Origin of the sequence: Faecalibaculum rodentium, from assembly GCF_001564455.1 — a bacterium.
Lineage (GTDB): Bacteria > Bacillota_I > Bacilli_A > Erysipelotrichales > Erysipelotrichaceae > Faecalibaculum > Faecalibaculum rodentium.
Genome location: NZ_CP011391.1, coordinates 271,136 through 286,293, shown reverse-complemented (window position 1 = coordinate 286,293; position 15,158 = coordinate 271,136). Strand labels below are relative to the sequence as shown.

The 15,158-nt window shown below is 56.4% G+C and carries 15 protein-coding genes and 1 rRNA gene; 4 read left to right on the top strand and 12 right to left on the bottom strand.

Annotated features, from left to right (window positions below; translation table 11 throughout):
* Positions 1-225 precede the first annotated feature (225 nt).
* Positions 226-1,761: ribosomal RNA gene (locus aalo17_RS01325) — 16S ribosomal RNA — on the bottom strand.
* Between the two features lie 586 nt (positions 1,762-2,347).
* Here aalo17_RS01325 and aalo17_RS01320 point away from each other — a divergent pair.
* Positions 2,348-2,983, top strand: a complete 636-nt coding sequence (locus aalo17_RS01320; RefSeq protein ID WP_067554554.1) for a CatA-like O-acetyltransferase — start codon at positions 2,348-2,350, stop codon at positions 2,981-2,983.
* An 87-nt stretch (positions 2,984-3,070) separates the two neighbouring features.
* Here aalo17_RS01320 and aalo17_RS01315 read toward each other — a convergent pair whose 3' ends face one another.
* Genes aalo17_RS01315 through aalo17_RS01305 form a run of 3 tightly spaced genes read right to left on the bottom strand, consistent with a single transcriptional unit; the run spans position 3,071 to position 4,166 of the window.
* The gene (locus aalo17_RS01315; RefSeq protein WP_067554551.1) at positions 3,071-3,472 is read right to left on the bottom strand and encodes a (deoxy)nucleoside triphosphate pyrophosphohydrolase; all 402 of its coding nucleotides are present in this window, start codon (positions 3,470-3,472) and stop codon (positions 3,071-3,073) included.
* Positions 3,469-3,756, bottom strand: a complete 288-nt coding sequence (locus tag aalo17_RS01310; protein WP_067554548.1) for a DUF1294 domain-containing protein — start codon at positions 3,754-3,756, stop codon at positions 3,469-3,471. The genes aalo17_RS01315 and aalo17_RS01310 overlap by 4 nt, the downstream gene beginning before the upstream one ends.
* A 2-nt stretch (positions 3,757-3,758) precedes the next feature.
* On the bottom strand, positions 3,759-4,166 hold the full coding sequence (locus aalo17_RS01305; protein ID WP_067554545.1) for a peptide deformylase: 408 nt from the start codon (positions 4,164-4,166) through the stop codon (positions 3,759-3,761).
* Between the two features lie 116 nt (positions 4,167-4,282).
* Between aalo17_RS01305 and aalo17_RS01300 the strand changes: the two genes are divergently transcribed.
* The gene (locus aalo17_RS01300) at positions 4,283-5,584 is read left to right on the top strand and encodes a hypothetical protein (RefSeq protein ID WP_067554542.1); all 1,302 of its coding nucleotides are present in this window, start codon (positions 4,283-4,285) and stop codon (positions 5,582-5,584) included.
* Positions 5,585-5,854: 270 nt separating this feature from the next.
* On the opposite strand, the gene aalo17_RS01295 is transcribed toward aalo17_RS01300, so the two are convergent.
* The 3 genes from aalo17_RS01295 to aalo17_RS12545 are packed head-to-tail and all read right to left on the bottom strand — an operon-like array spanning position 5,855 to position 7,754.
* Positions 5,855-6,514: an ABC-2 transporter permease gene (locus aalo17_RS01295; protein WP_158507665.1), complete on the bottom strand. Its 660-nt coding sequence runs from the start codon at positions 6,512-6,514 to the stop codon at positions 5,855-5,857.
* 2 nt (positions 6,515-6,516) lie between these two features.
* The gene (locus aalo17_RS01290; protein WP_067554536.1) at positions 6,517-7,371 is read right to left on the bottom strand and encodes an ABC transporter ATP-binding protein; all 855 of its coding nucleotides are present in this window, start codon (positions 7,369-7,371) and stop codon (positions 6,517-6,519) included.
* Between the two features lie 2 nt (positions 7,372-7,373).
* Positions 7,374-7,754, bottom strand: a complete 381-nt coding sequence (locus aalo17_RS12545) for a GntR family transcriptional regulator (protein ID WP_067554533.1) — start codon at positions 7,752-7,754, stop codon at positions 7,374-7,376.
* 184 nt (positions 7,755-7,938) lie between these two features.
* On the opposite strand from aalo17_RS12545, the gene aalo17_RS12540 reads away from it, so the two are divergent.
* A complete protein-coding gene (locus tag aalo17_RS12540; protein WP_145907403.1) occupies positions 7,939-8,148 on the top strand; it encodes a hypothetical protein in 210 nt (69 codons plus the stop codon).
* A 268-nt stretch (positions 8,149-8,416) separates the two neighbouring features.
* Positions 8,417-9,418: a helix-turn-helix domain-containing protein gene (locus aalo17_RS01275; protein ID WP_067554527.1), complete on the top strand. Its 1,002-nt coding sequence runs from the start codon at positions 8,417-8,419 to the stop codon at positions 9,416-9,418.
* Positions 9,419-9,912: 494 nt separating this feature from the next.
* On the opposite strand, the gene aalo17_RS01270 is transcribed toward aalo17_RS01275, so the two are convergent.
* The 5 genes from aalo17_RS01270 to aalo17_RS01250 form a co-directional block, all read right to left on the bottom strand.
* Positions 9,913-10,677, bottom strand: coding sequence for a copper homeostasis protein CutC (locus tag aalo17_RS01270; RefSeq protein ID WP_067554524.1), 765 nt, complete (start codon positions 10,675-10,677; stop codon positions 9,913-9,915).
* A gap of 7 nt (positions 10,678-10,684) precedes the next feature.
* Entirely contained in the window at positions 10,685-11,791 is a 1,107-nt protein-coding gene (locus tag aalo17_RS01265) for a Sapep family Mn(2+)-dependent dipeptidase (RefSeq protein ID WP_067554521.1), read from the bottom strand.
* Positions 11,792-11,805: 14 nt separating this feature from the next.
* Entirely contained in the window at positions 11,806-12,765 is a 960-nt protein-coding gene (locus aalo17_RS01260; RefSeq protein WP_067554518.1) for a glycosylasparaginase, read from the bottom strand.
* Between the two features lie 209 nt (positions 12,766-12,974).
* Positions 12,975-13,496 (bottom strand): GrdB-related putative oxidoreductase, encoded by a 522-nt coding sequence (locus aalo17_RS01255; RefSeq protein ID WP_067554514.1) that lies wholly within the window; start codon positions 13,494-13,496, stop codon positions 12,975-12,977.
* A 222-nt stretch (positions 13,497-13,718) separates the two neighbouring features.
* Positions 13,719-15,128, bottom strand: coding sequence for a PTS sugar transporter subunit IIC (locus tag aalo17_RS01250; protein ID WP_067554511.1), 1,410 nt, complete (start codon positions 15,126-15,128; stop codon positions 13,719-13,721).
* Between the last annotated feature and the right edge of the window lie 30 nt (positions 15,129-15,158).

Sequence of the window (15,158 nt, the reverse complement as noted above, 5' to 3'; positions counted from 1 at the left end):
CAAACGTTTTCGTGCTTTCTTCGAGATATTTTTCTCAGAACTGTTTCTTCACTGTTCTTTTCTTTCTCTCAGTTTCTTTCTATTTCTCCACAACTTTACTTCAGACCTTCTGTTGTCTTTCATATCGTTGTACGGTTTTCAAAGATCGACCCTGGAAGACACTCTTCCAAAACCGGACAGGAACCACTCTGTTCTTTTTCCTTTTCCCCTGTACTTTCTCCTTAGAAAGGAGGTGATCCATCCCCACGTTCCCGTAGGGATACCTTGTTACGACTTAACCCCAGTCATCGATCCTGCCTTCGACGGCTCACTCCTCTTATGAGGTCATGCCACCGGCTTCGGGCATTACCGACTCCCATGGTTTGACGGGCGGTGTGTACAAGGCCCGGGAACGTATTCACCGCGGCATGCTGATCCGCGATTACTAGCGATTCCAACTTCATGGAGGCGGGTTGCAGCCTCCAATCCGAACTGGGACGGCTTTTATGAGATTCGCTCGACATCCCTGTCTCGCTGCTCTTTGTAGCCGCCATTGTAGTACGTGTGTAGCCCAGGCCATAAGGGGCATGATGATTTGACGTCATCCCCGCCTTCCTCCGGTTTGTCACCGGCAGTCTGGCATGAGTCCTCAGCTTTTCCTGTTAGCAACATGCCACAAGGGTTGCGCTCGTTGCGGGACTTGACCCAACATCTCACGACACGAGCTGACGACAACCATGCACCACCTGTGTGGATGTTGACCTCCAATGCATCTCTGCATCTTCGCATCCCATGTCAAGGCCTGGTAAGGTTCTTCGCGTTGCTTCGAATTAAACCACATACTCCACCGCTTGTGCGGGCCCCCGTCAATTCCTTTGAGTTTCACACTTGCGTGCATACTCCCCAGGCGGAGGACTCACTGCGTTAACTTCAGCACTGAGGTTTCACCCCCAACACTTGGTCCTCATCGTTTACGGCGTGGACTACTAGGGTATCTAATCCTATTTGCTCCCCACGCTTTCGTGCCTCAGCGTCAGCAACAGGCCAGGCGGCCGCCTTCGCCACTGGTGTTCTTCCATATATCTACGCATTTTACCGCTACACATGGAGTTCCACCGCCCTCTCCTGCTCTCCAGTCCTCCAGTTTCCAAAGCCATGCATGAGTTGAGCTCATGCGTTTCACTCCAGACTTGCAGGACCGCCTGCGCACCCTTTACGCCCAATCATTCCGGATAACGCTTGCCACCTACGTATTACCGCGGCTGCTGGCACGTAGTTAGCCGTGACTTTCTGGCGGGGCACCATCAGTCAGCACCCATTTCCTGATGCTGCCTTTTTTCCCCCGCAACAGAGCTTTACGACCCGAAGGCCTTCTTCACTCACGCGGCATCGCTCGTTCAGGCTTGCGCCCATTGACGAAAATTCCCTACTGCTGCCTCCCGCAGGAGTCTGGGCCGTGTCTCAGTCCCAATGTGGCCGTCCGCCCTCTCAGGCCGGCTATGCATCATCGTCTTGGTGGGCCTTTACCCCGCCAACAAACTAATGCACCGCAGGTCCATCCGCGCCCCATCCCCGAAAGGATGTTTCACAGAAAGAAGATGCCTCCTTCCTGTACATCGGGATTTGTTCTCCGTTTCCAGAGCGTATTCCCGGTGCGCGGGCAGGTTCCCTACGTGTTACTCACCCGTTCGCCACTAGAGACCCGAAGGTCTCTCGTTCGACTTGCATGTATTAGGCATGCCGCCAGCGTTCATCCTGAGCCAGGATCAAACTCTCCATTTGATCTGTACTCAGACGCTTTGCGTCTTTGTGTTCTTTAATGATTGTTTTTCAGGTTCAAAGAATCGACGTTGTATCGTCTTGTATTTACTTCGTTTTTCCTGTCCGGTTTTCAAAGAGCGTCAGCACCCATGACAGATGCTTCCATCGCCTGCGGCTTCTGATGAAGTCACAAGCTTTTCAAAGATACTGAATGGGCGGTCCGGCTGTCAAGCCCAGCTATGCCCCTCAGCACTCTTATATCTTAACTCATCCGCAAGAGTCTGTCAACACATTTTTTGAACTTTTTGTTCTTTTCTATGCTGCGACTTGTTGATTTATCCAAATCACTTGCGGCTCACTTATAATACCACACCCTCACAGAAGTGCAACCCCTTTTCTGCACTTTTTTGCATTTAATTTCCTACGACCATTAATTAGTGCAAACAGCAGCATCCGGCCCAATCCATTTCCCCTCCGTTCCTGCCCCTTTCAGCCATCATCGGCATGAACGGCCTTTCCCGCAATTACCTCCTTCTCTTATATATAATGGTATTTATATAATGGTATTCATGCACACCGGCTCGCACGGGTGCCAAAAGGAGGTCATATGCCCAGATTTCTTTTGCCCGGACAGACTGCCCGCGCAACGGCATTTTCTCTGTGGAAAGACTCTGCCATGCCCATGGTGACCCTGACGAAGACATTCGATGTGTCTGCCCTTCAAGGCCAGCCGCATGTCAATGCCTGTCTGGTGTGGGCGATCGGGCAGGCAGCATCCCGGATTCCCGAATTTTATCTGCTGCCGGAATCAGATGGATTTTTTGCATATGAACGGCTGGCCGTCAATGTCATCGTCAAGACAGAATCCGGTGGAATATGCGACTGCCTGATTCCCTGGAAGCCGGATTTCACAGCATTTCTTCAGGACTATCTGCGTCTCACACGACGGGCTGCAACAAGCGGTGAATGCCCCGGGATTGAGGGGGCCGATGACTGCATGGTGATCGGTACCTCGGCGCTGACTGTCACGGAGCTGGACAGTGCCGTGAACGCCTGCAGTCCCTGGCCGAATCCCTATCTGATCTGGGGCAGGATCCGGACCGATGCCACGCTGCCCGTCTCCTTCCAGTTCCATCACGCGCAGATGGACGGGTACGAAGCAGCTGTCTTTCTGGAGACCCTGCAGCAGTCCATTGGCAGCTTTGGCCACCTGCACACACGGCAGGGCTCCTCAATCATCTGAACGCAGAAAGAACCGCATCTCTGACGGCCTCTTCTTGAAACAGGGAGACCGGCACCACGCGGTTCTTTTTTCGGCCTTTTACGCTGATCAGTCTGCGGATGTCTGCCGCTCCCTGAGAAGCTTCTGGACGATTTGCACATCCGCAGGGATCCAGGGCAGTTCCATGATCCGGTCCAGGGGCATGAACCGTCCATCCATGTGCTCCAGAAGATGGGGCTCGCCCGCAAACCGACACAGGTAGCAGTCCATGTCCAGGTGAAAGTCCGGGTAATCGTACTCCGCTTTCATGAAGAAGCGCTCCACCCGGATCCCGCACCCCAGTTCTTCCCGGATCTCCCGGACCAGCGCCTGTTCCGGAGTTTCCCCGGGTTCCAGCTTGCCGCCGGGGAATTCATACAGGCCCCTGAAGGCTCCATACCCGCGCTGGGCGCACCAGATGTCACCGGCGTCGTTTTCCAGGATCGCCGCACATACCCGAATCGTTTTCACAGTGTTCCTCCTGTTTTCCACACCGCCACAGCCAGAATGACCACCCAGAGCCCGATGGACACCGGCACCAGGATCCGGAACGCCGGTTTCCGGGTTTTGTGGCGAAACAGCTCCATGCCAGCCAGTGCTCCGGCCCCGCCTCCGGCAAAGGCTGCCAGCAGCAGAGTCTGTTCCGGGATCCGCCACTGGCCGGACTTCGCCCGCTTTTTGTCCAGTCCATAGAGCGCCAGTGTCACGAGGTTGATGACCACAAGCCACAGCCCGATCCCTTGAATCAGATCCATGTCTAGACCAGTTTCCCCTCGAAGTGATCCATCTCGTGCTGTACGATCTGTGCCGGAAGCCCCTCCAGCCTGGAGCGGTGGCGATTCCAGCGGTCGTCCCGGTATTCCACTTCAATGACTCCATAGCGCGTGACAGTGGAAGTGTGGTCGTGCGAAAGGCAGCGTTCTTCCGTGACATAGGGATCCTTTTTCATCAGGATCACCGGATTCACCATGACCACCGGCACACCCATCATCTCTGCGGCGAGCATCTGCACATTTTCCCCGATCATATCCGCAGCCAGTCCGACACAGCCCGGGTGGGCCGCCAGGGTATCCTTCAGGTCCCTGGCCAGCCGCAGGTCCTTTTTCACGGCTTTTCTGGACGGAGTCTGCAGCACCTCCCTGTCTTTGCAAATCGGGCGGATCATGGCCGGACCCCCGACATGGCCGTTCCCGTGTACCTTACAGCGATATTTTTCATTTCTTCTGCTCCTCTCCGGTTGTCACAGCCGGCATAGCCGGCACAGTTGCTTACAATGAAAGCATGAACACAACATCTGCACTGTCTTCAAGACAGCGGCTGAAGCTCACGCTGCCCTGTCTATTATATCTGATCTGCGGACTGGGCTGTCTCCTGGTTCCCGCCCGTTTTGCCGATGCCTTCATCCTGACAGCCGGCATGGTTTCCCTGCTGTCCTCCGTACCGTTTTTTGTGCACGCCTTCCAGTGGCACCGGCGGCTCGACCTGGTCGCCGCTTTGCTGACCGCTGCCCTGGGCCTGCTCTGTGTCTTCATGCGCTGCCAGGGTGCGTTCCTCATCGGTGTGCTCTACAGCATGTATCTGCTCGCTATCGGCCTGGTGTTCCTAATCCAGGCGGTTCTCGACCGCTTTTCGGGCAGCCGGCTGTGGATCGGTCTTGGATATCTGCTCGCCGGGGGTCTGCTGCTGGTGTTCCGGCACGATGATCCGCGCTTCGTGATGGAAATCATCGGCGCCTATCTTCTTCTCCAGGCGTGGCAGAACCTGGAAGAGCTCTTCTGTTTCTCGAATCCCTATGACGCGAAGTACTGGAGCACGCGTCACTGGATGGCGCTGCCTGCGTTCTTCATCGGCATTTTTCCGAGTTTCGTCATTGGCCGGATCCAGGACGAGGGCATGAAACACAGGGCAGTGGACTTCGATGGCCGGAAAAACGACAGTGAGGTGAACCTGCGGATCTGGATCCACACAGGGACCTACGGACCGAGACTGTATGGTCACATGACGTTTTCCCGTAACAATGTGATGTATTCCTACGGGGATTATGATGTGCCGGCAGAGAAGCTGTTCGGGACCATTGGTCCGGGGATTTTCTTCACCGTCAATGCCGAAATCTATGCCAACAACTGCTGTATCGTGGAGCACAGTCCGCTGTTTGAATACGGGCTGCACCTCACGGATGCACAGCTGCAGGCATTCGACCGGATGTCCGGGGAAATCTTTTCACAGACGGTCCCCTGGGTATGTCCGATGGAGGCCGCTCATGAGGCAGGGCGGCCGGTGTCGCTGCAGACCTGTGGAAAGATGTATGCCAACCGGCTGTGGTTCCGCACGGGGTGCCGGTTCCGGATGTATACCCGGGGTCCCTGGAAATGGTATGCGCTGCTGGGAAACAACTGTTCGAATTTTGCGGCCGCAAAGCTCAATGAAATCGGGCTGCATCTCCCTGTGTCTCACGGCGTGGTCTCTCCGGGGGAGTTTTACGAGGTGATGGAAACGCTGTTCGATGATCCGGATTCCTGTGTCATCACGCGTTCGTATCACACCGTGGACATCCCCGCTTCGCTGTTCGATGTCCCCGACTGATGCATTTCCCTCTTCAGGATGCACAGCACCTGCGCCGTTTAAAACGTAAAAAGAAACGCCGATGACAGGCAGATCCGGAGCGCATCCGGATCGCTGACATCGGCTTTTTCGTATCCCGTACTGTCTGCAGGCACTGGTGACCTGTGCATTGCGGCAGGCCGGGCGGTTTCGTTCAAGGGCAGAAAGGCCCGGCATCCGGGTCCTGCCCGCCCCCGTCGGCAGAATGACCCCGTTGGCCGGCACAGGCAGAAGGGACAGGAGGAGAGCCGCTTATCCCTGGTCCGTCTTCGCGATCCGTCCGGGCATGAGGAAGGCAGAGGCCACAAAGAGCAGCACAGCGACCACCGCCAGTCCCTGGAGCAGGGGCATGTTCATGTTGATGTTCATGCCGATGACATCTCCGTTGACCATCTGCACTTCCGAGGTGATCGACTGGCTCCAGGCAAAGATCATGGCAGCGGGCGGAATCATGGCCAGGACAATGGCGAGGAACTCCTGGGTCTTTTTCATCAGATACTCCAGGGGGATCAGAAACGCCAGGCAGGTGAAGACAAACACGATCCCGAGATACAGGCTCATGAGCACATCCTCCATGGCCGGGCTCTGTCCCCGCAGGTACAGGACCCCGAGTCCTGCAGCCAGTCCTGTGATCATACCGGCGAATGCCAGGAGTGCACCCAGCTGGTATTTGGAGAGTACCAGCCGTTTCCGGGTGATGGGGGCTGTGGTGGAGAACCGGTACCAGCCGCAGTGGCGGTCGGCAATGATGGTGCTGGAGGCCTGCATGGCGAAGAAGATCGGGAAAAAGGAAATCAGGCCGATGGCGGCATCAAAATACACCAGGGCGCTGCTCACAAGCACCGCCACCAGCAGCAGCACCTTCCAGCTCAGTACGATCTGGAGCATGTCCTTTCGGAAAATGCCTTTCATGGTCATTCGTCTCCTTTCGTGAACATCAGCACGATTTCATCCAGCGTGGGCTGTTTCAGCACATAGTCCGGGTAGCGTGTCGCAAATGCCTGCCGGTCCGTGATCAGAAGATCCGTGGACATCGGCTGCACTCTGCGGCGAAGGATCAGGGATTCATCCACATACCCGAGCTGTTCCCGGCTCACGCTGGCCAGACCGTAGTGTTCCAGCAGCGTGTCCTTTTCTTCGCTAAACACGATCCTGCCATTGCGGATGAAAATGATGTAGTCGGCGATTTTTTCCAGATCCGAAGAAATGTGGCTGGTCATGAGAATGGAATGATCCTCCTCCTGCATGAACTCCAGCAGCAGGTCCAGCAGTTCCTCGCGCACCACGGGATCCAGCCCGGCAGTGGCTTCATCCAGGATCAGGAGTTTCGCGCGGTGGCTCAGGGCCGCAGCCAGGGACAGCTTGGCTTTCATGCCCCTGGAGAACTGTTCGATGCGCCTGGTTCTGGGGATCTGACAGAGTTCCAGCAGTCGGTTCCACGCTGCTGTATCCCAGTCCGGGAAGAGTCCCTTGAGGACGGATTCCAGCTGATTCGGGGTGAAGGCCCCGGGAAACTGACTTATGTCCCCGGAAACCCCCAGGGCTGCATGCGCCTGGATGTCCTGGAAGGGATCTGTTCCGAAGATCGCCACTGTCCCGGAATCCGGAATGTCCTGGCCGAGTATGCAGGCAAGTGTGGTGCTTTTGCCCGATCCATTCTCGCCGATGATGGCCGTCACGACGCCGCAGGGGACGTCAAAGGTGATGTCCTGGAGAGCAAATTCCCCGAAGGACTTGCAGAGGTTCTGCACCGATAAAGCAGGTGTCATGTTCAGTTCTCCTTATAGATGGTTTCCAGTGCGGCTGTCAGTTCCTCCAGGGACAGGCCGCACTGGCGGGACAGCCGGCAGGCCTGTTCGAGCAGGTCATCCAGCTCCTTCTGTTTCGTTTCCCGCAGCATCTCCTGCGAGACTTGCGCAATCACCGTTCCGCGCCCCACCACTGTTTCGATGTATCCCTGGTGTTTCAGGTTGTCATAGGCTTTCTGCACGGTGATGACACTCACCCGCAGGGCTTTGGCAAGCGCCCGGATGCTGGGAATGGGAGTGTTGGCGGCGAGGGATCCGGAAATCACACCCGCCCGGATCTGTTCTTCGATCTGTTCGTAGATGGGGGTGTCGCCGCCGGGTTTCAGAATAATTTCAAGTTCCATAGCATATATCCTTCTGCGTATATGAACCGGATATAGTGTACATATACGATAAGTACAGTATATACACTCCGATGCAACTGTCAATACCTGCCGGCTGCAGGAACAAAAGTGAACGGGCACTCGCTGAGGCAGCGGCCGGTACGTCGGGTAAAATGAAGGAAAGATGAATGAAACAGGGGGTATCATGCAAATGCTGAAAAATCTGTTTTCCTTCCTGCTGGGAGGCATTGTGGGCATTGTGATCATGGGGTTCATCGTATTCAACCTGCAGTCGCAGGGACGCATGGATATGATGCCGGTGATCATGCTGGTCTGCGTGCTGATCCTGGTCGCCATTGGTCTGATCGGCTGGTGGTGGATGAGCCGGAAAAACCAGAACCGGAAAGCGCGGTAAGCCGCAGGGGGAGTCTGTCAGGAGAAGGACTTTGTACAGTCCGGTCTCATGACAGGCTCTTTTTTGCTGTCCGCCCGGAGTTCTCCAGGATCCCGCTGGCTCTGTCTGTTCCTGTGAAAATCAGATATCCGGCCGGGTTTTCCCGGAATTTCCCCGGTTTTGGGCCGATGCAACCGCCGGTTGTCGCATTTCCAGCCGCGGGGTTCTGTTCTGCATCCCCTTACTCCGGTATGATTCGGGTGACCGATCGGAATTCAGGAGGTTCAACATGATATTCGCAGAAAAAATCATCACCCTGCGCAAACGCAATGGCTGGAGCCAGGAAGACCTGGCAGCGCGGGTCAATGTATCGAGACAGGCGGTGGCCAAATGGGAGGCATCCCAGTCCATTCCTTCCCTGGACAAAATCGTCCAGCTCTCTTTGGTCTTCGGCGTGACCACGGATTATCTGCTCAAGGAGGAAGAAGAGGAAATTTCCGTTACGCAGGATTCGCCGGAATCGTCGATCCGTCACGTGACGCTGCAGGAAGCCGGATCGTATCTGGAAACCCGCAGGCCCGCTGCCTGGGTATGTGCCATTGCCACCGCCCTGTGCATCCTGTCGCCAGTCACCGTGATTGCTCTGGGTGCTTTCTCGGAATATGGCCATATTCACATTTCGGAAAACACGGCGGGCGCCATTGGGCTCATTGTGCTGCTTCTCATGGTGGGCATTGCTGTGGGGCTGTTCATCTGGAACGACCAGGTCAGAAACAAACCCTGGGAGTTTCTGGAACACGACCCCTTTGTTCTGGACTATGGTGTACGGGGACTGGTGAAGGAACAGCAGACCGCCTTTGCACCCGGAAAGCTGGCGCTGACGATCATTGGGGTGATCCTGCTGATTCTGTCCCCTGTAGCGATTTTCGGGGCCATCTTCACGGACAAGGATCTGTATATGGCGCTGTCTGTATGCGTGACACTGATTCTGGTGGCAGCGGGAGTCTTCCTGCTCATTCTGGCGGATATCCCGTCGGAGGCGGCGGACCGGCTGCTGCAGGAAGGGGACTATACACCGGATAAAAAGAGAAGCAACAGTGTGCTCGGTCCTCTTTCCGGGGCCTACTGGCTGATTGCCACAGCCATCTACCTGCTCTGGAGTTTCCGGACAGAGAACTGGGGCACTACCTGGATGGTGTGGCCTGTGGCCGGGTTGCTGTTTGCGGCTCTGCGGACCATTGTGGAAGCAGTGATGAAAAACAGGGGAGAGACGCAGGAAAGGATTCGGTAACTGGAGCGGTACATGCATAGAAACACCCGATATTCGCCCATCGTACGAGTGTTTTTGATTCCATTCGATAAATATAGAAAAAAGCGGACAGTATATGCCGCTTTTTTGTTATATGGATGCAGGATTTTCTCGTGGCTTCCACCGGTGCTTCCTCAGGCGAGCAACACCGTTTTCAAGATGTGCTCCCTCTGCCTCGGGCAGGAGGATCTGCTCCGATCCAGCCACTGAGCTGCGTCAGTCCAAAGATCTGATGCAGCTATGTGACTGGATGAGCGGTACAATCAGGGTTCATGCATGCATGGAAATGCAAACTCCCGGAGAACTGCTTCATCTCTGAACCGCTCTCCGGGAGTTATCTGTGTATTACCGCTTCGACAACAGCCCCTTCACCAGACGTATCTCTGTCCTGCGTCTGGCTCTCTCTGAACGAACCGGCGTCTGAACTGTCGCAGACCCAGGGTCTGCACAGCTCAGTGGCCGGTTCGGTGGCCAGGTTACGCTGCTGCAGCCGTATCCGCTGCCCGTCGTAACGAGCATACCGCCTCTTCATCGGCCACATCGTAGTCGCCTTCATGAGGAGCCGGCAGGTAGGCATAACTCACGTCTTCGCCCATGGTCGTGGGATCAGGGCGATAGCCACGGCACGAAGCATGCAGCTGGTTCACGCCCGTCTTTTCCAGGATCTCTGCCGCATTGCCGGCATTGATGCCGCTGCCCGGCAGGATCTGGATCCGGTCACCGTACTTTTCCTGGAGCTCAGCGATCACATCCACCCCGTTCAGGGCTTTTGCCTTCTGCCCGCTGGTCAGCACACGGTCCATGCCCAGGTCCATGAGCATCTGGATCGCTGCATCGATGTCCGGTGTCACGTCAATCGCACGGTGGAACACTGCTATTCCCCTGTACCGGTGAATGAGCTCCACCATCTTTCGAGTGTTCTCCAGGTCGATGCCGCCATCGGCATTCAGGAACCCGAAGGCCAGACCATCGGCACCGTTTTCCAGAAGGTTCTTGGCTTCGGCGAACATGATTTCCTTCTCATCGGCGTCGTAGCAGAACCCTCCGGCGCGCGGACGCACCATGGCAATGACTTCCAGCCCGGTGTCCCGCTTTACTTTTTTCAGGACCGGCACAGTCGGTGTCAGTCCCCCCAGGGCAAAGGCACCGTTGAGTTCCACACGGTCGGCACCGCCCTGTTTTGCTGCAACGCAGTCGGCATAGCCGCCGGCGCAGACTTCAATTTTGATGTCTCTGTTCATGATTCCCTCACAGTTCGCGTGTCGCCAGATCCGCAATGGCCAGGGTGTAGATCTCGAGGTTCTTCATGAGATCATCCACGTCCATCCATTCATCCGGCAGGTGGGCAATGCCTTTCTGGCCCGGGAAACTCGGTCCAAAGGGCACAATGTTGGGCATGCGCTTGGCATAGGTGCCGCCGGTGGTCGTAACGGGGGTACCATCCAGACCGGTGACGGTTTCGTACGCCCACTGCAGGGAGGCGCAGAGCGGGCCGTCCTTTCTGAAGAACACCGGCTTCCAGTCGGAAACCAGGGCTGTCCCGGCTCCTTCCGGCAGGCTCTCTTCCAGGATCGCCAGAATGCGTTCTGCATCCGTGGCAGGGGGATAGCTGGCGGCAAACGTCACGGTGTTTCCGTTCTGTTTGCGGTTGCGCAGCTGGAGGATGCCGAATTCCGGATCCCGGATATCCAGCTTCAGGCTGGCTTCATCGGGATGCACTTCGCACCAGGCAGCGGCCTGGGCTTCATCCGCAAAGGTCAGTTCGTAAACCGACCGGCCGCGTTCGGCATACACCACCGGGTACTTGCAGTCGGGGGTGAATCCCGCCACCGGGGGTTCCTTGACGGTCAGGTACGCCGGGATATCCTCCATGCCTGTTTCTTCGCTGGTTCCGAAGATGATCCACACAGGGCGGTTCAGCTTCATGCCGCTGTCCCGGACGGCCTTCAGGGCATACAGGCAGGCGAGCACAGGTCCTTTGTTGTCCAGGGCACCCCTGGCATAGATCCGGTTGTCCCGGATCGCGGGTTCATACGGCGGGGTTGTCCATTCGCCTTCGGCGCAAACCACGTCCAGGTGACCCACCACGCCGATATAGGGTTTTCCTTCGGTGCCCTCCGGTTCATACTTCGCGATCCCCACCTGATCGAGCACCGTTTCCGTGGAAAATCCCAGGGACTCGGCCAGCTTCATGGTTTCTTCCAGGGCCTTGCGGGGGCCGGGACCATAGGGAGCACCGGCTTCGGCTTCGCCCCGTTCGCTGTTGATGGAAAGGATCTCGAAGAGTCCTGTCAGCAGCGGCTGTTTCTGTGCCTGCGCCTGTTTGAGCAGGGCCGATGCACATTCCTTGTTCATGATGTGCCCCTGTCTTATTTCCGGACCAGCGGTGCAGTGCGGGTCTTCATGTAGTTGTCCATCCACTCATCGCTGGCTTTTTCGAAATACTGCCTGCCGTTCTCGTCGAACTTCACCAGGAAGACCGTGGGTTCCTGTGTTTCCGTTGCCACCGCAAAGGAGAATCCTTCGATGTTTGTGGCACAGCCCCATTCGCCTTTGTTGTTCATGGCCACCAGAGACAGATCACCGGCTTTGCCCCGGCGCGCCTTCAGCACTTTGTCGAAATCCTGCACGGCTTTCTCGCAGGCTTCCTGCGGGTGCAGGCCTTCGCCCATCAGACGCACGATTTCATAGGACAGGCAGCCCTTCATCAGGTCTTCGCCCAGACCCGTGGCTGTGGCACCGCCGATGGCAGAATCCACATAGAAGCCGGATCCGGAGATCGGCGAATCACCCACACGGCCGGCACGCTTCATGAACAGACCGGATGTGCTGGTGGCAGCCACCATGGAACCCTGGGAGTCCAGGTCCACCATACCGACGGTGTCGTGACCGGAATAGGGCTTCAGCTCCAGTTCCTGGACTTCCTTCTTCCGGTTGTGGTAGTGGATTTTCGCACGTTCAGTCAGCATGTTCTTGCGCTCGAAGCCCATCTTGTGGGCATACTTCTCCGCACCGGCGCCAACGAGCATGTTGTTGACGGGTTCCCTGGAGAGCAGACGGGCAATGGAGACCGGGTTGGCAAAATCCTTGATGGATGCCACAGCGCCGATGGACAGGTCATCGCCGTCCATCCAGGCAGCGTCCAGTTCCACTTCCATGTCTTCGTTGGGCAGTCCTCCGTAGCCGACGCTCTTGTAGTATTCGAAGTCTTCCACCGCGCGGATGGCCATTTCAATGGCATCGGAGGCAGTGGCCCCATCCTTGAGCATGTGTTCGGCTTCCGTGATTCCTTCCAGCGCCATGCGCCAGGTTGCAATGATTCCGTACATAATCGTTTGTCCTTTCCCGGTCCCTGAGACCGCTTGTTCCTCATTGAGCTGCCGTTTGGGCAGCTGCACATCTATCTCATCGGGTGCACACACCCGTTTCTGTCAAAAGAGAAGAGAGCTTTCGCTCTCTGTTTGACTGTCTCGCTGTTTCGAAACCCCGTGGCGACAGCCGGCCACCGGGAATCCGCATCCGGTCGCGGCCGGACCGCTTAGTAGCAGATCCGGGCTTCCAGTTCTTTGGTGTCCTTGCCGTCTGCCATCTGGCTGGTCAGGACACACAGGTTTTCCAGGGCTTCGTTCAGTCCTGTTTCGCCCTTTTTCGGGCCCTTCACGATTGCCACTTTGTCTTTCCAGGCACTGATCGTGTCGGTGTTTTCCTTCGACATGCAGGCAACGGCCGGAATGCCGTGCTTTGTGATGCTGTCTGCCGTGGCAGCAGCCATGGCAGCGTAGTCCGCGTAGTTGAAGCACGGACCGCAGATCACGGCATCCGCCTTCAGCTTCGCGGCCAGAGCCGTGATCTTGCGGATGATTTCATCCGGGTTTTCGTTGTAGGTGCCGTTGCCGCAGTATACGCAGGCAATGACTTTTTCGTCATTTTTCTTCAGGAACCGGTCCATCATCACCGCGGGGCCAACCACTTCCTTCGTGGCCTTCAGGGGGACCATCTTGTCGTCTTTGGTGCCGGCACCGGCCTGGATCTGGTCGTAAACCATCATGATTCGTTTCATTGTCAATCTCCTTTTGCAGGGTTTCAAACCGTTGTCTGTAAACAGAAGCCGGTCCTTTTGACCAGACCGGCTTCTGCGTTCAGACTGTCATGCAGCCTCGAAGCCGCTTGTCATGTCTGCCCGTTTCTGATTGTTATCAGTCCAGGCAGCATTGGGTGATCTGTATGGCGGTGCAGAATGATTCCCGCCGGGAATCATTCTGACACGGCCATACACAGCCTATTAAAGGTCGTCCAGAGACAGGTCGTCCAGGTCGATTTCCTCTTCTTCGCCGGCTTCGGCAGCTTTCTGCTCTTCTTCCAGGTACTGCTTGTCCATGATCTTGATGAACGGCAGGTAGACGAATACACCGAGGATCAGCAGGCCAATCTGGAACAGGGCACCCATCCAGTTGGTGGACAGGAATCCGGAGAATACCACCGGCATGGTCCAGGGAATGTTGATTCCGTTGCAGGGAGGGAACAGACCCATGGCCATGGCCAGGTAGGACAGCACGATGTTCATGGTCGGAACCAGAATGAACGGGATCAGGATCATGGGGTTCAGCACAACGGGCAGACCGAAGATGATCGGTTCGTTGATGCCGAAGATACCCGGAACCAGAGACAGCTTGCCCAGTTCCTTGATCCGGCGGGATTTACAGAACAGCAGCATGGCAATCAGCAAAGACAGCGTGGAACCGGCACCGCCGAAGGTGGCGAACAGGTCCTGGAACTGCTGGGAAATGATGTGTGCGCCGTTGGCAACGGTGTAGCCTTCCGGACCCACTGCACGGTAGAGATCCAGGTTTTCCAGAGCCAGAGTCTGCAGGATGGGGTTGAATACCGCACCGACAACAGATCCGCCGTTGATGCCGAAGAACCAGAACAGGTGCAGGAAGATGTAAGCCACAACCATGGCACCCAGTGTGTCACCCAGACCCAGCAGGGGTGTCTGCAGGAACTTGAAGATGAAGTCAAAGGCGTTCGTTCCGCAGGCAGCGAAAATCATGTTGATCAGGAAGAACGTCGTCATGACGATCGTTGCGGGAATCAGAGCGGAGAAGGACTGAACGACCGTGGGAGGAACACCGGCGGGCATTTTGATGACCCAGCCCTTGCGCTCAACCCAGCTGTACAGTTCCACGGAGCAGATTGCGGCAATGATGCCCACGAACAGACCCTTGGAACCCAGCCAGCCGAACTGCAGACCGCCGACTACGGCATTGGCGCCTTCGGGAATGTTGACAGCAGCCCCTGTGGCATCCATCAGGCTGGAGATGTTTGCGTTGAACTGGAAGGGCATCAGGATGAACCAGGCCATCAGCGCAACAGCAGCACCGAAGATCGGAGTGGAGCCTTCTTCACGGGCCATGGTGTAGCCGATGCCCATGGTGGCAAACACTGCCATGATGGAGAATGTCGCATCGGAGCACTTGGAGAGCAGGGATGCCAGGGAGAATTCGCCGATCATGCAGTTTTCAACGAAGTTGGTCCATGCCTCGATCGGGAAGTTGGCGAGCAGCAGGAAAATCGATCCTGCAATCAGAAGGGGGGTTGATACCAGGAAACCGTCACGGATCGCGATCAGAAACTTGTTCCGACCAATGGCGGAGGCCATGGGCATCAGGACTTTTTCAAGTTTGTCCATCATAGATAGGTACTCTCTCTTTCTTTCTTATTG